The sequence below is a fragment of the Frankia sp. AiPs1 genome (assembly GCF_023716945.1).
Classification (GTDB): domain Bacteria; phylum Actinomycetota; class Actinomycetes; order Frankiales; family Frankiaceae; genus Frankia.
The window spans coordinates 1-17458 of sequence record NZ_JAMQQF010000029.1 but is presented as its reverse complement, the minus strand read 5'-3'; the positions used below and the strand labels follow the sequence as shown (position 1 = coordinate 17458).

17 protein-coding genes and 2 pseudogenes are annotated in these 17458 nt (G+C 71.6%); 8 read left to right on the top strand and 11 right to left on the bottom strand.

All coding sequences use genetic code 11. From position 1 onward, the window contains the following. Positions 1-43 precede the first annotated feature (43 nt). On the top strand, positions 44-1537 hold the full coding sequence (locus ND748_RS05815) for an MFS transporter (RefSeq protein WP_251744631.1): 1494 nt from the start codon (positions 44-46) through the stop codon (positions 1535-1537). A 64-nt stretch (positions 1538-1601) separates the two neighbouring features. Here ND748_RS05815 and ND748_RS05810 read toward each other — a convergent pair whose 3' ends face one another. Then, positions 1602-2189, bottom strand: a complete 588-nt coding sequence (locus ND748_RS05810; RefSeq protein ID WP_251744630.1) for a TetR/AcrR family transcriptional regulator — start codon at positions 2187-2189, stop codon at positions 1602-1604. A gap of 74 nt (positions 2190-2263) precedes the next feature. On the opposite strand from ND748_RS05810, the gene ND748_RS05805 reads away from it, so the two are divergent. Continuing rightward, a complete protein-coding gene (locus tag ND748_RS05805) occupies positions 2264-3019 on the top strand; it encodes a nitroreductase family protein (protein WP_251744629.1) in 756 nt (251 codons plus the stop codon). 57 nt (positions 3020-3076) lie between these two features. Here ND748_RS05805 and ND748_RS05800 read toward each other — a convergent pair whose 3' ends face one another. Further along, positions 3077-4096, bottom strand: a complete 1020-nt coding sequence (locus tag ND748_RS05800) for an LLM class flavin-dependent oxidoreductase (RefSeq protein WP_251744628.1) — start codon at positions 4094-4096, stop codon at positions 3077-3079. 273 nt (positions 4097-4369) lie between these two features. Here ND748_RS05800 and ND748_RS05795 point away from each other — a divergent pair, with 273 nt between their 5' ends. Next, positions 4370-4807, top strand: coding sequence for a nitroreductase/quinone reductase family protein (locus ND748_RS05795; RefSeq protein ID WP_251744627.1), 438 nt, complete (start codon positions 4370-4372; stop codon positions 4805-4807). Positions 4808-4983: 176 nt separating this feature from the next. On the opposite strand, the gene ND748_RS05790 is transcribed toward ND748_RS05795, so the two are convergent. Both ND748_RS05790 and ND748_RS05785 read right to left on the bottom strand, forming a co-directional pair. Beyond that, the gene (locus ND748_RS05790) at positions 4984-5811 is read right to left on the bottom strand and encodes an SDR family NAD(P)-dependent oxidoreductase (RefSeq protein ID WP_251744626.1); all 828 of its coding nucleotides are present in this window, start codon (positions 5809-5811) and stop codon (positions 4984-4986) included. Continuing rightward, complete coding sequence (locus ND748_RS05785; protein WP_251744625.1) at positions 5808-6875, bottom strand: dihydrodipicolinate reductase; 1068 nt, start codon at positions 6873-6875, stop codon at positions 5808-5810. Before ND748_RS05785 ends, ND748_RS05790 begins: the two co-directional genes overlap by 4 nt. 302 nt (positions 6876-7177) lie before the next feature. Here ND748_RS05785 and ND748_RS05780 point away from each other — a divergent pair, with 302 nt between their 5' ends. Together ND748_RS05780 and ND748_RS05775 are read left to right on the top strand one after the other, a co-directional pair. Next, the gene (locus tag ND748_RS05780) at positions 7178-7834 is read left to right on the top strand and encodes a DsbA family oxidoreductase (protein WP_251744624.1); all 657 of its coding nucleotides are present in this window, start codon (positions 7178-7180) and stop codon (positions 7832-7834) included. 54 nt (positions 7835-7888) lie between these two features. Then, the gene (locus tag ND748_RS05775; RefSeq protein ID WP_251744623.1) at positions 7889-8299 is read left to right on the top strand and encodes a thiol-disulfide oxidoreductase DCC family protein; all 411 of its coding nucleotides are present in this window, start codon (positions 7889-7891) and stop codon (positions 8297-8299) included. A gap of 41 nt (positions 8300-8340) precedes the next feature. Here the strand turns inward: ND748_RS05775 and ND748_RS05770 are convergent, their stop codons facing one another. From ND748_RS05770 to ND748_RS05755, 4 genes are all read right to left on the bottom strand, one after another. Next, positions 8341-9126 (bottom strand): SDR family NAD(P)-dependent oxidoreductase, encoded by a 786-nt coding sequence (locus ND748_RS05770; RefSeq protein WP_251744622.1) that lies wholly within the window; start codon positions 9124-9126, stop codon positions 8341-8343. Between the two features lie 23 nt (positions 9127-9149). After that, complete coding sequence (locus tag ND748_RS05765; protein ID WP_308205592.1) at positions 9150-10007, bottom strand: SAM-dependent methyltransferase; 858 nt, start codon at positions 10005-10007, stop codon at positions 9150-9152. A 343-nt stretch (positions 10008-10350) separates the two neighbouring features. After that, positions 10351-11010, bottom strand: a complete 660-nt coding sequence (locus tag ND748_RS05760) for an NAD(P)H-binding protein (RefSeq protein ID WP_251744620.1) — start codon at positions 11008-11010, stop codon at positions 10351-10353. 81 nt (positions 11011-11091) lie between these two features. Continuing rightward, positions 11092-12066 (bottom strand): Rieske 2Fe-2S domain-containing protein, encoded by a 975-nt coding sequence (locus ND748_RS05755; RefSeq protein ID WP_251744619.1) that lies wholly within the window; start codon positions 12064-12066, stop codon positions 11092-11094. Between the two features lie 631 nt (positions 12067-12697). On the opposite strand from ND748_RS05755, the pseudogene ND748_RS05750 reads away from it, so the two are divergent. The 3 genes and pseudogenes from ND748_RS05750 to ND748_RS05740 form a co-directional block, all read left to right on the top strand. Continuing rightward, positions 12698-12979: pseudogene (locus ND748_RS05750) on the top strand (DNA alkylation repair protein); the annotation flags it as partial. 221 nt (positions 12980-13200) lie between these two features. Beyond that, positions 13201-13692: an SRPBCC family protein gene (locus ND748_RS05745; protein ID WP_251744618.1), complete on the top strand. Its 492-nt coding sequence runs from the start codon at positions 13201-13203 to the stop codon at positions 13690-13692. A gap of 118 nt (positions 13693-13810) precedes the next feature. After that, entirely contained in the window at positions 13811-14779 is a 969-nt protein-coding gene (locus tag ND748_RS05740; protein WP_251744617.1) for a slipin family protein, read from the top strand. A 15-nt stretch (positions 14780-14794) separates the two neighbouring features. Here the strand turns inward: ND748_RS05740 and ND748_RS34495 are convergent, their stop codons facing one another. From ND748_RS34495 to ND748_RS05725, 3 genes and pseudogenes are all read right to left on the bottom strand, one after another. After that, positions 14795-15460 carry a response regulator transcription factor gene (locus ND748_RS34495; protein ID WP_251744616.1) on the bottom strand — a complete coding sequence of 222 codons (666 nt, stop codon included), beginning with the start codon at positions 15458-15460 and terminating at the stop codon, positions 14795-14797. Then, on the bottom strand, positions 15457-17064 hold the full coding sequence (locus ND748_RS05730; protein ID WP_251744615.1) for a HAMP domain-containing sensor histidine kinase: 1608 nt from the start codon (positions 17062-17064) through the stop codon (positions 15457-15459). Before ND748_RS05730 ends, ND748_RS34495 begins: the two co-directional genes overlap by 4 nt. Before the next feature lie 150 nt (positions 17065-17214). After that, a pseudogene (locus ND748_RS05725) lies at positions 17215-17458 on the bottom strand (LysM peptidoglycan-binding domain-containing protein); the annotation flags it as partial.

Here is a 17458-nt window from a genome sequence, read left to right as displayed (position 1 = left end):
CCGGGTCCTTCCCGCCGGGACGCGTCCCGCTCGAAGGATGAGGATGAGTTCTCAGGAACTGCACGCAACCACGCCACGGGCCGCGGCCCGTGGCGCCGTGACTCCGCCGGAGGAGCACCGCAGGCGCCGTCTGCAGATCGCGCTCGGTGTCATCGTCGCCTGCCAGCTGATGGTGATCATCGATGCGACGATCGTGAACATCGCGCTGGCGAGGATCCAGTCCGGCCTGCACTTCTCCGCCTCGAGCCTGGCCTGGGTGCAGAGCGCCTACTCGCTGGCCTTCGGCGGGCTGCTGCTGTTGGGCGGACGAGCGGGCGACGCCTTCGGCCGACTGCGGCTGTTCATCGGCGGGTTGGCCCTGTTCACCCTCGCGTCGCTGGCCGCCGGCCTGGCGCCCACCGCGGGTGCGCTGGTCGCCGCCCGCGCCGTGCAGGGGGTGGGGGCCGCGCTCGCCGCGCCGGCGTCGCTCGCCCTGCTCGCCACCACCTTCACCGACGGACCCGAGCGGCAACGCGCTCTGGGCGTCTTCTCCATGATCGCCGGTCTCGGGCTGACGCTCGGTCTCGTCCTCGGCGGGCTGCTGACGACGGCCTCCTGGCGGTGGGTGTTCGTCATCAACGTTCCGGTCGGCATCGCGGTCATCGCGCTGGCCAGGCCATTCCTCACCGAGACCCCCCGGCATCCGGCCCGGTTCGACATTGCCGGGGCGATCGTGTCCACAGCGGGGATGACGTCGCTGGTGTACGGGTTCCTCCGGGCCGCGTCGGACGGCTGGTCGGACGGCCTGACCGTCGTCACCCTCGCCGCCGGCGTCGTGCTCCTGCTGGGGTTCCTGCGCATCGAGGCCAGAGCCGAGCAGCCGATCATGCCGCTGCGACTGTTCGCGGAACGGCTACGGGCCGGGGCCTTCACCAACATGCTGCTCATGTCGGCGGCGATGGGAAGTTTCTTCTTCTTCCTGTCGATCTTCCTGCAGAAGGTGCTTGACCTCAGCCCGCTGCGCGCCGGCCTGGCTTTCCTACCCATGGCCCTGGTCCAGTTCGGCGGCGCGCGCACGGCGCCGAAACTGGTCGCGCGCTTCGGCCCGAAGACCGTCACCGCGGTCGGTACCGCGTCCGCGCTGGTGTCCGCCGTCTGGCTGACCCGGCTGGACGGCGCCAGCAGTTACCCGGGCGGCGTGGTCGGACCGCTGATCCTGCTCGGCCTCGGGATCGGGCTGGCCTTCATGCCCCTCAACATGGTCATCCTCGCCGGACTGCCGCCGCGGGACACCGGATCCGCCTCCGGGCTGCTGCAGTGCCTGCAGCAGATCGGCCTCGCCGTGGGGATCGCCGTTCTCACCACGGTGTACGGCACCTCGCTGCGCGCGTCCGCCGATCATCCAGACGCCGACCTCACTCCGCAGGCCCAGCTGCACCACGAGCTGGCGCACGGGATCGCGACCTCTTTCTTCGTGCTGGTTGCCTTTGTCGCGGTCGCGTTCGTGGTGGCCGTCCTCGTCTTCAAGAACCGCAGGCCCACGGCCGCCGGCGCCTGAGCCGGCCCGAAACGGGCGCCGGGCGAGACCCCACCGGTTCTCCCCGGGACCAGCCGACCGTGGCCTATCGGCGACGCATGCCTTCCATCAGGTAGCCGAGCAGATCGACCCCTCGACCCGAATCCGTCTCCTCCGCGGTCAGCGCGACCGCATTGGCCAGCTTCAGGAGGGTGGACATGTCGAGATCTGCACGCATCGTGCCGTCGCGCTGCGCCCGGGAAAGCAGGACGGCACCGGCGGCCCGCATGTCCTGACAGGACATCGAGAGCGGCGAGACGCCGTCGTGCAGAACCGACATGACTTCCCGTGCCAATCCGCGATATTCACCGAGGTGGGAGATGAACTGCTGCAACCAGTCGGCAAGCGCATCGTCGGGCGGACCGACCTCGGCCAGGTTCACCGCGGCGACCCGCAGCGCCTCGAAATGATCCAGCAGGACGGCCTCGAGGAGCGCCTCACGGGTCGGGAAGTGCCGGTAGACCGTTCCGGTACCCAGCCCGGCGCGCTTGGCCACCTCGTACAGCGAGGCATCGGCTCCCGCGTCAGTGAAGGCCGCGCGCGCCGCGGTGAGCAGACGCTCACGATTGCGCAGCGCATCCGTCCGGACAGGCCGGTCTGCCGACGCAGCCGCAGCCGACGGCCGAGCCGTCATGACCGCCTCCCAGGCGTTGCCGAACGGAAAAATCTTCCGTATGTTATCACCGCAAAAAATCGGAGGCGAACAGCATGGACGTGCGCGAGGCGCTATACACCACCCGCACCATGCGGCGAGTGAAACCCGACCCCATACCTCTGCCGGTCCAGGAACGCATCATGGACGCCGCCGTCCGGGCGCCCAACGGTGGGAACCTACAGAAGTGGCGCTTCGTTCTCGTGGACTCCCCCGAGGTCAAGGCCGTCCTCGGCCCGCTCTACCGCGACGCGGTGGCGCGTGGCCTGGATGGCTATTACGGCGACGCGGCAGCAATCGCCACCAGCACGCCCGACTCGGCAGAGGGCGTACTCGCCAGGCGCATGGTGCGCTCGGCGAACTGGCTGGCGGACAATTTCGAACAGGTGCCGCTTTTCCTGTTCGCGCTCATTCCGGCGAGCAAGTCCGTTGGTTCGGTGTTCCCGGCCGTCTGGAGCGCGATGCTGGCCGCCCGAGCCGAGGGCGTCGGCTCGGCGCTCACCACGATGCTCGGCATCGGCCACGGCCTGGAGACACTTGCCGCGCTCGGGGTTCCCTTCGGAGAGAAGTGGATCACCGCGTGTTGCGTCTCCTTCGGCTATCCGACCGGTCGCTGGGCTGTCGCGCGGCGAGAACCCCCGCAAGCCGTGACCTACCGCAACCAGTGGCTCGCACCGAGCGGGTTCCTCGGCGCCGGTCCGCTGTGGCCTGACGGCGCCGCGGCCGCCACCGAGCCGGAACCTGGCGCAGAGCCGGAACCTGGCGCAGAGCCGGAACCGGCTACCGAGCCGGATCCGGCCAGCGCGTCGTAGTCCGAACCCGGGGACGGCTGCCGGCGAAAGGGCGCCGCCTGCGCAGCGTCGGCGGGCTCAGGCGAGCTGGCGCCAGGCGTCGGCGAGGGCGGCGAAGCTGTCCCGGCGGCGATCCCGGTCGAGGTTCGGGGTGACGACGACGATCTCGTCGACCTGGGCTTCCTGCTTCAGCTCCAGCAGCCGCCCGGCGACGGACTTCGGCTCGCCGGTGACCATCCGGCCGTCGTCACCGCGGGCCGCGCGGAACTGGGGCGACCGGGCGAACGCACGGACGTCATCCGGGCGCAGCGGCTCGCGGATCCCGCGGGTGATGTTCTGGATCATCAGGGTCCAGGCAGCCTCGAACTCGCCGATCGCCTCGTCGTCGTCACTGGCGAAGGCCAGCACGGACATCACCGAGTAGGGCGCAGCGCCGTCGGTGCGCGGGGTGAAGTCGCGCCGGTAGGCCCGCAGCGCCTCGACGGCGAGGTCCGGGCTCATGTGGTGGGCGAACACCGCGCTCAGGCCGTTGACGGCGGCGAACCGCGGGCCGTACGGGCTCGACCCCAGCACGAACAGCTCGGGCCGCTGTTCGACCAGCGGCGCGGCCACGAGCTGCGCGTAGGGATGGCCGGCGGGGAAGCCGTCACCGAGGAACGCCAGCAGCTCGCCGACCTGCCCGGGGAACTCCGCGCCCGGGTCGCCCGCCACCCCCCGGCGCAGCACGTGGGCCGTCAGCGGGTCGGTTCCCGGGGCCCGGCCGAGCGCGAGGTCGATCCGCCCCGGATACATCGCCAGCAGCGTCCGAAATGTCTCGGCGACCTTGAACGGCGCGTGGTTGGGCAGCATGATGCCGGCCGCGCCCACCCGGATCCGGGAGGTGTGCGCGCCGACGTGGGCCGTGAGCAGCTCCGGGGCACTGCAGGCCAGGCTGGTCATGTTGTGGTGCTCGGAGACCCAGTACCGCCGGTAACCGGCCACCTCGACGGCCTGGGCGAGGCTCACCGCGCCGGCGATCGCGGCGCTCGGGGTCTCGCCGTACTCGATCCCGACGAAGTCGAGAACGGCCAGCGGAAGGACGTCGTCAGCAACACTCACCTCCAGCTCAATCCCCCGCCGCCCGGCCGCATTCCCCCCGCCGCGGGAGACGGCACCGCCGGACCGTGCTCATGATCCGGTGCGGCCGGTCCGCGGGTACACCGCCATCGGTCCGCGGGCCATAGTGCGGGCGCCGGCAGGAGGAAGGTCCCGTGGAGTCGGGCCCGGCTCGTCCCGTATTCAGCATGGCCGGTCGAGCGGCGAAGAAGGCTCGACCGGGCCGGGAATCAGCCCGACCGTCGGGCCAGGAGCCGGGAAGAGAAAGCGGACGCGATGAGCAAGAAGACCTTCACCGCCCAGGACATCGAGGACTACATCACCGAGTACCGGGCCACCGGCGGCAAGCCGACCGGCAGGTTCGAAGGGCCCACCCGGCTGCTGCTGCACAGCGGCCAGGATGCCGACGGCAGGCCGCACATCGTGCCGTTGAGCTACTTCGCCGACGCCGACAAGGACCGTTGCGTGGTGCTGGCCATCAACGACGGCCTCGACGAGGATCCGCGGTGGCTGCGGTGGCTGCGGGCGCATCCGGAGGTCACCGCCGAGATCGGTAGCGACACCGTCCGGCTGACGGCCACGGAGATCCAGGGCGAGGAGCGCGACGCCATCTACGCGCGCCACGCCGAGACGTTCCCGATCCTGCTGGAGTTCCAGTCGGCGACGACCCGGGTCATCCCGGTCGTGGCGCTCACCCCGACCGGCAGCGCCTGACCGGAGCGCAGCCCCACCCGCCGGGACGAGCGTGCGGTGCGGCCCGCACCGCACGCTCGTCGGCGCCATCGGCATCGCCGCCCCGCTGCGCCCGCGGCCGGGAGCGAAGCGGCGCGGGTCAGCGAGGCGGCGGGGGTCAGCAGGTCAGCGAGTCAACGAGTCGGCAGGTCGGCAGGTCAGTCGCCGAGGGCGGCCGCGCTCGCCGTGTCGGGCATCTCCAGGTGACACGTGAGCCCGCCGTCGATCGGCAGCAGGACGCCGGTGATGAACGAACCCTCGTCGGAGGCGAGGAACACCGCTCCGCTGGCGATGTCGCTGGACAGGCCGAGCCGAGGCAGCATGATCGTCTTACGGACGGGCGCCATCAGCGCCTCGTTCGCGACCATCTTCGTCATCTCCACGCCGCCGGTGTTCGTGAATCCGACGATGATGGCGTTCGAGCGGATGCCGAACTCGCCGTAGTCCACCGCGATCTGCCTGGTGAGCGAGTTGATCGCCCCCTTGGACGCCTGGTAGCTCGGCCGCCCGGTGATGGACAGGACGCTGGAGGCCGCGGAGATGTTGATGATCGCGCCGCCGCCCGCCGCGATGAGATGCGGAATGGCGTACTTCGCCGCCCAGAACGTCCCGTACAGACCGATGCGGACGATCTCGTCGAAGACGTCGGTGCTCACGTCCGCGACCTTGGTGTCGGGCCGTCCCGGTCCGGTGAGGTGCGTCGCCGCCGCGTTGTTGACGACGGTCGTCAGCGAACCGTAGGTGGACACCGCCAGGTCGACCGCCGCGCGGACGTCGTCCTCCGACGCCGCGCTGCCGGCGGCGAAGGTGACGTTCTCCCCGCGGGCCTGCGCCTCCTGCTCGACCTCCTTGCCGGCGTCCACCGATCGGCCGGTGAAGACCACGGACGCGCCCTCGCGAGCGAACCGTTCGACGAACTCCCGCCCGATGCCCCGCGTGCCGCCCGTGATGAGCGCCACCTTGCCGGACAGCCGCTGAGCACTCATGCCTGCAGCGCCGGGGAGACCACACCGACCGGCGCGGGCAGGTCGAGCACCGTGACCCAGCCGGTCTTCTGGGCCGCGGCGACGCGGGGCAGGAAGGCGACCGCGCGGGCGGCGTTGAGGGCGGCGACGTGGTCCGGCCCGTCGTGCGAACCGGGCAGGCCGAACGTCAGCTCGATCGACGGGCTTCCCTCGACGACGACCCGCCAGTTCGGCTCGTCGTCGTCCTGCCGCCAGTCGTCGCCCAGGCCGAGCAGCGCGCTCTGCTCGTTGACGAGCTCGTAGAACGGCTTGCCGTTCGAGTAGGCGGTCAGCGTCCACCGGGCCCCGGCGACGTGCCCCTTCGGGATGTGAAGGCCGCTGGGCTGCAGCGTGAGGTCCTCCGGTGCCGCGCCGAACTCCTTCTTCGTCAGCTTGGTGCCGTCATACGGAATGCCGAGAGCCTGCGCGACGATCTGCGCGGACTGGCCGATGCACCACACCCAGGACGCGTCGGCGAAGGAGAGCTCGCCGTCGAGGTCCACGTGGTCGGGGATCTCCTGGCCGAAGCCGAGGAACTCGCCGAGCTGGAAGGCCGACGGGTAGTGCGGGACGTGGTCCTTCTGCCAGGCGCGCACGTAGGTGACGTCGGCGCTGTAGCCGGTGGCGAACAGCGGCAGGACGTCGCTGATCAGACCGGGAATGTTGCCGCCGGCGATCAGGGCGGCGCCACCCTCCTCGCCGGCGGCCTGAATCAGGTCGTACGACGGCTCGCTCGGCAGGAACCAGCCGCCGTGGCTGGAGTAGACGCTGGTGCCCGCGCGCAGGAACCGCGCGATCAGCTCCGGCTGCCAGTCGATGCCGTGCCAGGCGAGGACGTCCGCCTTCAGGCCGATCAGCGCGTCGACGTCACGGGTGGCGATGACACCCGTGGGGGCGATCCCGACGATGTCGCCGGCGTCCTTGCCATCCTTGTCCTCGCTGTGCACGAGCACACCGACGAGCTCGAACGCCGGATTGCCCTGCACGAGCCGCACCACCGTGCTCCCGACCCCGCCGGTGTAGCCGACAACCACCCGTAAAGCCATCCGTCGCCTCCACGTTCACCGCTGTACCGTCCAACCGGACGTGCCGAGAGTCACATGCTGGGACGCAACAGTCAACCGACTGACCAGGAAGCTGAACATCTGTTCAGCGCCACCCGTACGGTCGGCGCCCGCGCCCCCCGCGACGCGTGCCGACGCGTGCCGACGCGTGCCTGGCGGAATCTCCTCGGCTGGCGCGTTGTTCCCTTCCGGCGACGGTGAATGGCAGGGTCGCCGGGAAGGGCCTGGTGTGCCCGCCGGCCGCGGGGGTCGCAGCGCCCCGCGACAGGCCCGCGACGAGGAGGGTGACGGTCGAACGCATGCGCGTGGACATCTGGAGTGACGTCGTCTGCCCGTGGTGCTACATCGGCAAGGCGCGGTTCGAGCACGCCCTGGCCGGATTCGCCCACCGCGACGAGGTGAGCGTGGTGTTCCACTCCTACGAGCTGGACCCGGCGCTGCCCCGCCGCGAGTCCGGCCCCCTGCGCGAGGCGCTGGCCGCCAAGTTCGGACGCCCGGTCGAGGAAATCGCGGCGATGGAGAACCACGTCGCCGACGCCGCCCGCGGCGAGGGGCTGGCGTACACCGCGGACCGGCGCAGCGGGAACACCTTCGACCTGCACCGGCTGCTGCACCTGGCCACCGACGCCGGTCGGCAGGCCGAGGCGGTCAGCGCCCTGAACGCCGCGCACTTCGGCGCGGGCCGACCGGTGTTCGACGCCGGGACCGCCGTCGAGGTGTTCAGCGCCGCCGGTCTCGACCCCGCCGAGGTCAGCCGCGTGTGGGCCGGGGACGACTACGCCGACGCGGTGCGCGCCGACGAACGTACCGCCCGCGACTTCGGCATCACCGGGGTGCCGTTCTTCGTCCTCGACGACGCCTTCGGGGTCTCCGGCGCGCAACCCGCCGAGCTGTTCACCCAGGCCCTCGACCAGGCCTGGGCGCACCGCCAGCCAGCCTGACCCGGTTCGCTCATGCTGGGACCTGACGCCGAACCGGGAGCGAGGACAGCTGTCATGGTCGAGGCGAGGGGCCCGCAGCACGGGCCGGCACGTCCGCTCGTGGTGTACGACGGGGACTGCGCGTTCTGCACCCGCTCGGTGGCAGTGATCCGCGCTCGGATCAGACCCGACGTCGACTTCCAACCGTGGCAGGCTCTCGACCTGGCCGCGGTCGGGTTGACCAGGCGGCAGGTCGACCGGGCCGTGCAGTGGGTGGGCATCGACGGCGGTCGGGCAGCCGGGGCGAAGGCGTTCGCCCGCATGCTGTCCCGCGCCGGTCGGCCGTGGCGGCTCGCGGGCAGGGTCATGGGAGTGCCGCCGGTCAGCTGGTTCGCGGCCGCCGTCTACCGCCTGATCGCCAACAACCGGCGGTGGCTGCCCGGCGCCACGGCCGCCTGCGCGGCGCCGCTGCCCGACCGGCGCTGAGCCCCGGCATCCGGCGGCCGGTGACGTGGCCGGTGGGCAGGTCAGGAGTAGAGCGGAAATCCGCCGGTGACCTTGAGCGTCTCGCCGGTGACGAAGCCGCCCTCGGCCGAGCACAGGTAGATCATGGCCGCGACGATGTCGGCGACGCGGCCCTGACGGTGGATGAGCTGGCGCTGGTCGATGATGTCCCGGACGAGCTCCGCGGGCAGGTCGGCCATCGCGCTCTCGGTGTCCATGAGCCCCGGCGAGATCGCGTTCACCCGGATGTTGTCGGGCGCGAACTCGGTGGCGAACGCCACCGTCAGGCCACGGACGGCCAGCTTCGACACCGCGTACGGCGACGTGCCGATGTGCGATGCCATCGACGAGATGTTGATGATCGACCCACCGCCCCGGGCCGCCATCGACGGCCGGGCGGCGAGCGAGCAGTTCACGACGCCCATGACGTTCACCTCGAACAGCTCACGCACATCGTCGCGGGCCAGCGTCTGGAACGGCAGGTTGTACCGGGTCAGATGCCGGCCGGCGTTGTTGATCAGTATGTCGATCCCGCCGAAACGCTCGACGGCCTGCGCGACCGCCGCGTCGACGGTGTCCTCGGCGGCCACGTCGCACCGCACGGGCAACACCGTGTGGCCGGCCTCGGTCAGGACGGCCGCGGAACGCTCGGCGGCGGCGGCGTCGATGTCGGCGAGCACGACCGAGGCCCCGCGTTCGGCGAGTTCCCGCGCGAACGCGAGACCGAAACCGGCCGCGCCGCCGGTGATGAAGGCGACGCGACCGTCGAAGCGGCGGGCGGGCTCGTGGGTGCCTGACGGTGCGGTCATCGCATGGACCTCCGGCGCAGAGACTACTGCTTGCGGGCGACTCCGCCGTACGTGCCGACCTGGGCGTCGGACAGTCCGTCCGTCGTGCCGTCGGCCCGCCAGCGCAGGACGTTGACCAGACCGGGGTCGACGAGGTCGAAGCCGTCGAAGAAGCTGAGCACCTCGTCCCGGGACCGCAGGCGCGTCGGGATGCCCTGCTGCCGGTAGATCTCCGCCGCCGATTCCGCCTCCGCCGGGGCGAAGTCCGCGGTGCCGTGCGTGAGCGACAGGTAGCTGCCCGACGGCAGAGCGTCCTTCAGCGTACGGACCAGGCCATGCGGATCACCCTCGTCCGGAATGAAGTGGAGCATTCCGATCAGGGACAGGACAACCGGCTGGTCCAGGTCGAAGGTTTCCCGTATCTCGGCCGAGGACAGGATGCGCGCGGGGTCGTGGAAGTCGGCGTCGACGTACGCGGTACGACCTTCCGGGCTGCTTGTCAGCAGCGCCCGGGCATGCACGAGCACGATCGGGTCGTTGTCGACGTAGACCACCCGGGAATCCGGCGCGAGCCCCTGCGCGACCTCGTGCAGGTTCGGGCTGGTGGGAATGCCGGTCCCGATGTCCAGGAACTGCCGAACACCCACCTCACCCGCGAGGTAGCGGGTCGCCCGCAGCATGAAGGCCCGGTTCTGCTGGGTGGTGTTCTGGACGTCGGGGAAGACACTGATGATCTGCTCGGCGGCGGCCCGGTCGGCCGGAAAGTTGTCCTTCCCGCCGAGGAAGTAGTCATAGACCCGCGCCGAATGCGGAATGTCCATCTTCAGGTCGGCCGAGATGAACCTCGGTGCCGCGGGACCACTCCGTGACGTGCTCGACACTTCGTCCTCAGCCGTTGCCACCGAGACCGCCCTCTCCCCGTCTGACGCTCGTCAGACACTCCGTACCTCACCTTAGCGGTCAAATCGCCCACAAGCAGTCATGGGTTCGGCCGTCGGCGGAGCCGGGCTCGCGATCTGGAAGGAGTCTCCTGCCACTGCGTCCCGGGCCGGCGTTTCGGCCCCGGGCGCACGGACCGCAGTCCGGTCGCCGGCATGCGCGCTGAGCTGGCATTTCACCCGGTGCCGGTCGGGATGGCCCCGCTGTTCGGCCGCCGTGAGCGCCGGTGCGCCCCGGCCCTGGCACCGGGGCCCGCCTTTGCTCGTCGTCGCGTAGGAGTCGCCACGGGGCCGCCGGGCCGGCGGTCTACAACTCCAGGACGACGACGACCTCCTGCTCCTTGGCGTCGATCAGGACGTCGCAGACCCGTTCGCCGATGACGTCGGAGCCGAGCATGCCGGGGCCCGGCTCTCCGGGCTGGCCGAAGCCGTGGACCATGGCGCGGATCATGACCTCGCGCACCAGCACCTCGCTGGCGCGGGCCTCCCGCTCCAGGTGCCGGTACAGCATCCGCTGCGCCGCCTGGGCCATCGACACCACGCCCATCCCCCGGGCCGGGATGTCGGCCATGCCGCCGCCCATGCCCAGGTAGACCGCGCCGGCCGACAGCGCCGGCAGGAAGGTGGTCGCCGCGCTCAGGTGCAGCCGCAGGTAGGGGCCGAGGTGGTCGTCGGCCTGCTGCCAGGTCGTCGCCAGGACCGGCGTGGGCGTCCACGGCAGGTTCACGGCGACGACGACGGCGTCGGCCGAGGCCAGGTCGAGGCGCGCCGCCAACTCGGCCGCCCGCTCGGCGTCGGCGACGCTGCCCACGACGGTCTTGACGCCGGCGAACTCGTCGGGCAGCGCGTCGAAGCCGACGGTGTCGCGGTCGACGGCCGTGACCTCCCAGTCCCGCTGGCGAGCTGCGGCGACGATGCCACGCCCGACGTTTCCGGTCGCACCGACGACGATGAGGGAGAAAGCCATGGACGAAACCTAGCGAAGGACGCCGTCAGGTGCCGAAAGCGGCGACTACGACCGACTCCGCCCGATGCCGGACCCGAGACGTCAGCCGACCGGCACCCGGTCGGGCGACGGGCCGACGGGGTTGGCGCGCAGGGCCCGGACCTCCGAGCGGCGCAGTTCCACCCGCCCGGCCCGCTCGCGGACCTCGTACACCGGCTGCGGGCGGGTCGCCGGCCCCTGGACGACGTCGCCGGAGGTCAGCGCGAACCGGCTGCCGTGCCAGGGGCACCGCACGCAGTCGCCGTCGCGCTCGCCATCGCTCAGCGGGGCGCCCCGGTGGGTGCAGCGGTCGTTGATCGCGACGATCCGGCCGTCGACCCTGGTCAGCAGCACGGGCACGCCGTCGACCTCGACCTGCCGCAGCGCCGTGGTGACCTCGCCGGCCGCCAGCACGTCCGTCCAGTCGGCTGGGCCCCGCTGGAACGCGGTGGTGTCCACCCCCACCCCGAGCGCGTAGGCGAGGTGGCCGCCCAGCCACCCGCCGATGCCGAGCGCGCCAGCCCCCACGAGGCTCGCGGCCAGCCCGCCCCTGGCCACCCTGCGCTGAGCCAGCCCGCCCTTGGCCACCTTGCCCTTGGCCATCTTGCTTTCGGCCATCTTGCTTTCGCCATGATGCCGCTGCCACCAGGACGCCGTGTAGCACCCAATGCCGACGATGTTGCAGGCGGCGTGCACGAGCCCGACGCGGCGTTCGGCGCCGTCGGTGTCGAGCCAGTCCGACCATCCGGCCACCGCCGCGGGACCGGCGGACAGCAGCCCGAGCCCGATGAGCCGCCGCGCGGCCGGGCGCAGGGCGGACCCACCGGTGACGTCGAGCAGGGTGGCGCTCAGCAGCGTCCCCGCCGGCACGATCACGGCCGCGGGATGCAGCGGATGGCCGAGCGCCCGGCCGCTGAGCAGATCGCGCAGCCGCGGCGACCGCAGCGCCGCCGACCAGAATGCGCCGGCACGTCCGGCGACCGGATCGAGCGCCTGCTCCCGTTCGAGCCGATCGAGTACCCGTTCGGACCCGCGCATGCCCACCTCATCTCGCCAGATTCCGCTTCTCGACAGATCCCGCCACACACGGCGGCACCGCACCGCTGCGCGACGCGACCGGCGAACTACCCGCGTCCGCGTCCCGCACACGCCCCCGGCCCGCCTGTTGCCGTGGGCGGCGGCGATGGCTACGACGTTGGTGCCGGCGCTGCCGTCGCAGTGGCCGCAGACCGTGCAGAACGCACCGCACGGAGCCCTGCCGCACCCGACCTGGATGATCGTCGCACTCGCGGAACCGGGCCCCGCGGCACGACCTGCCACCGCGAGGGCCTGGCATGGTCATGGCGGTTCCGCGGAACCGCGCCGGCGCCGTCGGAGGCGAGCTCGACGTCGGGACCCCCCGACGCCCAGAACCACACGTTCCCACGGCCATGCCTCGACGGTCCGGGGTCGGGTGACGCCACCACACCGCCTGATCACCACCGCATCCGCAACCCAGGTGGCCGCGGAAGGTGGACAGGCCCCGCCGGCCGCCCAGTCCGGACCACATTCCCCCGCGACGGCGTGCCGGTCGTGGAGGGCAGCATGTCCAGGCGTGGGGAGAGAGCGTGCCGGAGCGGTCAACGGCGCGGTCGACTGTGGACTGGTGGCGGCGGTGCGGGCGGCGCGATCCGTCCCCGTGATGCTGCGCTGGAGCCGCGACGGCGACCTGCGGCGGCGCCGCACGTCGATCATCTGCCAACTGTCGTTCACGACGGCGACCGACCTCGGGCTGCTGTCCGCCTGCATCGACGCCAACCTCGACGACCGGGACTTCTTCATCCGCTAGGCGATCGGATGGGCGCTGCGTTAGTACGCCTGGACGGACCCGGCGGAGGTCCGCCGCTTCGTCAGCGCTCGCGGCCAGGCCCTGTCGACCCTGTCCCGCCGCGAGGCGCTGAAGAACATCGGCGATTCGTCTCGCCCCTGGGGTCGGTCGACCGCCACAATCCGTCACTGCGTGTCACTGCTCGGACAGTTCGTAGCCCGCTTCGTGCGCGACCATCCCCCCGCGAGCGACCATCCTCACGAGCGACCATCCTCACGAGCGACCATCCTCACGAGCGACCAGAGCCCCACGAGCGACCAGAGCCCCGAAACGACGAGAGCCCCACGAGAGACGAGGACGACGTCATGACCGTGTCCGTCATCGACACCGGACCGCACCAGATCAGCCGGTCGGTCCTGGTGGCCGCGCCGGTGAGCGAACTGTTCGCCATCGTGGCCGACCCACGCCGACATCGCGAGCTCGACGGCTCCGGCACGGTGCGGGCGACCGTCTCCGGCCCGCCGCGGCTGGCCGAAGGCGCGACCTTCTCGGTGAACATGAAGGCCTTCGGCCTGCCCTACCGGATCACTAGCAGGGTCACGGCGTTCGAGGAGGACCGCCTCATCGAATGGCGGCACCCGGTCGGACACCGGTGGCGCTGGCAGTTCAGCCCGGAATCGAACGCAGCCACTCGCGTCACCGAAACCTTCGACTACAGCGGAATGGGACGAATCAAGGCCACCATTCGCTACTACGACATCATCCGCGCGCCGAAGGCCAACGCGGCCGGCATCGAGGCGACCCTGACCCAACTTCAGGCCCGTTACGCGCCGCCGGCGGGCTCGACGACCACCTGACGGCACCGTCGCGACGTCCCGAAGGGTGCCGGTCGGAGCGTAGAGTCGGGAGTGCCCGGGACGACGACATCCCTACCTTTCGAGGTGCCTGCCACCCCGGCGAGGCAACGAGGCTGTTATGGGTGTTCTGATCGCCGTGCTGGTGGCGGTGGTAGTCGTGGGCCTGATTTTTCTGGCCGCAAGTGTGCGTCGGGTGGAGCAGTACGAAAAAGGCATCGTGTTTCGGTTCGGCCGGGCGTTGCCGGCGGTGCGCGGCCCTGGCCTGAACATGATTCTGCCGGGTGCGGACCGCATGGTGAAGGTGCCCATGCGGACCGAAGTCCTCGGTGTGCCCGCGCAGGGCGCAATAACCCGGGACAACGTCACTCTGACGGTGGACGCGGTGGTCTATTTCCGGGTGATCGATCCGATGAAGGCGATCGTCAACGTGCGAAACTATCCCAACGCGGTGTCGCAGGTCGCCCAGACCTCGCTGCGGTCGGTCATCGGCCGCGCGGACCTCGACACGCTGCTGTCGGACCGTGAGCAGATCAACCAGCAGCTCAAGAGCGTCATCGACGCCCCCACCGAGGAGCCGTGGGGGCTGCGGATCGAACGGGTCGAGGTCAAGGACATCGCCCTGCCCGACTCGATGAAGAGGTCGATGTCGCGCCAGGCCGAGGCGGAACGTGAGCGGCGCGCCCGGGTCATCGCCGCCGACGGCGAGTTCCAGGCGTCACGCCGACTGTCCGATGCCGCCGAGGCGATGGCCGCGACCCCCGGGGCACTGCAACTGCGGCTCCTGCAGACGGTCGTCGACGTCGCCGCCGAGAAGAACAGCACCCTCGTCATGCCGTTCCCGGTCGAACTGCTGCGCTTCTTCGACCATGCCAACACCTCCGCCACCAGCACCCCCGCCGCCACCAGCACCCCCGCGGCCACCACCCCCGCCGCCGACACCCGCGCAGCCGGCGCGGTTCACACCGCCGCGGCGAGGGACATCGTGGGGAGCGCGGAACCCCTGGGCGCGCGCGGCAGGCTCCGCCGGCCGTCGACGGCGAACGACGGCCCGGCCCACAACGGTGCGGGTGCGACCCAACCCGTCTGACCGACGGCGCAGGAATCAGCCGGGTTCGAGGCGGTAGCCCATCCCCCGAACGGTCGAGATGCGCTGTGCCCCGACCTTGCGACGGAGGTAGCCGACATAGACGTCGACGATGTTGCTACCCGGGTCGTAGTCGTATCCCCACACCGCGGACAGCAGTTGCTCGCGGGCGAGGACATGGCCGGGATGCCGGAGGAAGGTCTCCATCAGGACGAACTCGCGGGCGGTCAGATCGATCGTGCGCCCGTCGACGTGGGCCCGGCGGGTCCGCAGATCCAGCTCGAGATCACCGGCCCGCAGCACCGTGGGCTCGGGTCCGCGATCGGCGCGCAGGCGCAGGCGGATGCGGGCGAGCAGCTCCTCGAAACGGAACGGCTTGCTCATGTAGTCGTCGGCGCCGCTCTCCAGCGCCGCCACCGTGTCCCGCACGCCATCGCGGGCCGTGAGCACGACGACGGGAAGGGTCAGGCCCGCCTCCCGCAGCCGGCGTAGCACGGTGAGGCCGTCCATGTCGGGCAGGCCGAGATCGAGCACCATCAGGTCGACCTCGCCGGACATGGCGACCGCCAGCGCGGAGGCGCCGTCCGACACGCAGACCGGCACGAGGCCGTTGGCCCGCAGGCCCTTCTCGACGAAGGACGTGATCCGGCGCTCGTCCTCGGCGATGAGTACGCGACTGCTCACCCGCGGCCACTCCCGTCGCCGAGTTCCTGGCGGTCGACCCGATCGGCCCGGTCGACCCGATCGGCCCGGTCGGCCGTCGGTTCCTCCCGGGGGACGGTCAGCACGAACGTCGCCCCCGGACAGGCCGGGACCACATCGGGGGCCGCGTCCGAGGCTGCACCGCAGGCCGCATCGGAGGCCGCATCGTGGACCTCCGCCGGGACCGCGTCGGTGACCGTGACGGTACCGCCGTGCGCGACGGCGATGGCGCGCACGATCGCCAGCCCGAGCCCGGCGCCCTCCGACGAGCCGCGCCGGGTCTGCCCCCGGGTGAACCGCTCGAAGATCCGATCTCGGTCATCCGCCGGGACACCCGGTCCGGAGTCGTTCACCCAGAAGGTCGCGGTCCGCCCCTGTACCCGCGATCCGATCGACACCCGCCCGCCGGGACGGGTGTGCTGGGTGGCGTTCTGGGCGAGCTGGACCATCGCCTGGGTCAGCCGGTGCCGGTCGACGATCACCGTGCCGGTGCCGAGTTCGTCGAGGCGCCAGTCCCGCGACCCGAGTGCCGCCACCCGGGCGAGCAGGTCGATCGTGAACGCCTCGACGTCGACCGGAGTCGGGCGCAGGAAGTCGGGGCGCTCGGCCTTGGCCAGGGTCAGCAGGTCGTCGACCATCCGGCTCATCCGGTCGAGCTCGTCGGTGACGAGGGCGACGGTCTCCTCCCGCTCGTCCGGGTCGGGTCCGAGCAGCTCCAGATGCCCACGGATGATCGTGATCGGTGTGCGCAGCTCGTGGCCGGCATCGTCGACGAACGCCCGCTGGCCGGCGAAGGCGTCCTGGAGCCGGTCGAGCATGCCGTTGAACGTCCGGGCGAGCTCGGCGATCTCGTCCCGGCCGCGGATGGGGATCCGCCGGGTGAGATCCGTCTCGGTGATGGCCTGGGCGGTGCGACGCAGCTCCCGGACCGGCGCCAGCACCCGGCCCGCGACGAGCCAGCCGCCGACCGCGGCGAGGGCCAGAGCGGCGAACCCGACGAGCGCCAGGACCCGCACGACCTCGTCGACCTCCGCGCGCTGCCGGTCGACGAACACCGCCACCACGAAGACGCCCCTGTCGTTGCGCCCGATCAGGCTCACCGGGACGGTGGCGTAGCGCGCCGGCCCACGCGGGGTCGCGACGACGCCCCAGCGCGGGCCGGCCCCGACCTCGGTGAAGGCTCGGACCGCGCCCGGATCGGTGTCGAGCCGATACGGCGGCTCCTCGGCGCTGCGCCGGAACGGCACCCCGTCCACCAGTGCGATCATGGTCTCGTCCCGGTCCGGGATGTTGCGCTCCAGATAGACCTGAAGCAGGGCGCGCACGTCCGGAAACGGCACCGACGTCCGCGGGTCGACGCTCTGCTCGGCGAACCGCCGAAGCTGGGCGACCTGCAGGGCGAGTCCGCGGTCGATGCGCTCGTCCATCCGGGACAGCAGCACCCCGCGCGAGACCAGGACCGATCCGGCCAACGCCACGGCGACGAGCAGCACCTGCCAGCCGAGGATGCGCAGCCGCGCGGACGTCGCCGCGTCGCGGGCCAGTGCCACCGGCCGCCGGCGACGCGCCGGCAACCGCCCTCGCATCCATGCCGGCATGACCTCAGCCTGCCGGGAGACGACGGGGCGAGCATGAGAGCGCGATGAGAACCTTCTCATCGCCCTCGATCTCCTCGCCCTAGTTCCACGCCGGTTCACCGGGCGGCGTTCGCCAACTGGGCAGGAGCGGCCGCCGGGTCAGCGGGCGACGCCGCCGGCCGGCGAGGGCATGGTCCCCGGGGGTTGGTCGCTGACGACGGCCGGGGTCGGCGACGGGACCGCCGCGGCCTGCCGCGGTGCAAGCTGCGGCGCCCGGGTCGGGATCGGGGGTTCGGCGACGGCCGCCGGAAGCGGCGCGTAGGTGACCGCGGGTGCCGGGACGAGCTGCCCGGACCGGCTGATCGGCGGCGGGGAGGAGTCGGCCAGGGCGACCGTCGCGGGC

Coding starts and splice junctions, on each gene's coding strand:
- ND748_RS05770 (WP_251744622.1), bottom strand. CDS start 9,126: ATGACCGCACCGTCAGGCACCCACGAGCCCGCCCGCCGCTTCGACGGT.
- ND748_RS05805 (WP_251744629.1), top strand. CDS start 2,264: ATGGACGTGCGCGAGGCGCTATACACCACCCGCACCATGCGGCGAGTG.
- ND748_RS05755 (WP_251744619.1), bottom strand. CDS start 12,066: ATGCGCGGGTCCGAACGGGTACTCGATCGGCTCGAACGGGAGCAGGCG.
- ND748_RS05730 (WP_251744615.1), bottom strand. CDS start 17,064: ATGCGAGGGCGGTTGCCGGCGCGTCGCCGGCGGCCGGTGGCACTGGCC.
- ND748_RS05775 (WP_251744623.1), top strand. CDS start 7,889: ATGGTCGAGGCGAGGGGCCCGCAGCACGGGCCGGCACGTCCGCTCGTG.
- ND748_RS05740 (WP_251744617.1), top strand. CDS start 13,811: ATGGGTGTTCTGATCGCCGTGCTGGTGGCGGTGGTAGTCGTGGGCCTG.
- ND748_RS05790 (WP_251744626.1), bottom strand. CDS start 5,811: ATGAGTGCTCAGCGGCTGTCCGGCAAGGTGGCGCTCATCACGGGCGGC.
- ND748_RS05795 (WP_251744627.1), top strand. CDS start 4,370: ATGAGCAAGAAGACCTTCACCGCCCAGGACATCGAGGACTACATCACC.
- ND748_RS05745 (WP_251744618.1), top strand. CDS start 13,201: ATGACCGTGTCCGTCATCGACACCGGACCGCACCAGATCAGCCGGTCG.
- ND748_RS05810 (WP_251744630.1), bottom strand. CDS start 2,189: ATGACGGCTCGGCCGTCGGCTGCGGCTGCGTCGGCAGACCGGCCTGTC.
- ND748_RS05785 (WP_251744625.1), bottom strand. CDS start 6,875: ATGGCTTTACGGGTGGTTGTCGGCTACACCGGCGGGGTCGGGAGCACG.
- ND748_RS05815 (WP_251744631.1), top strand. CDS start 44: ATGAGTTCTCAGGAACTGCACGCAACCACGCCACGGGCCGCGGCCCGT.
- ND748_RS05760 (WP_251744620.1), bottom strand. CDS start 11,010: ATGGCTTTCTCCCTCATCGTCGTCGGTGCGACCGGAAACGTCGGGCGT.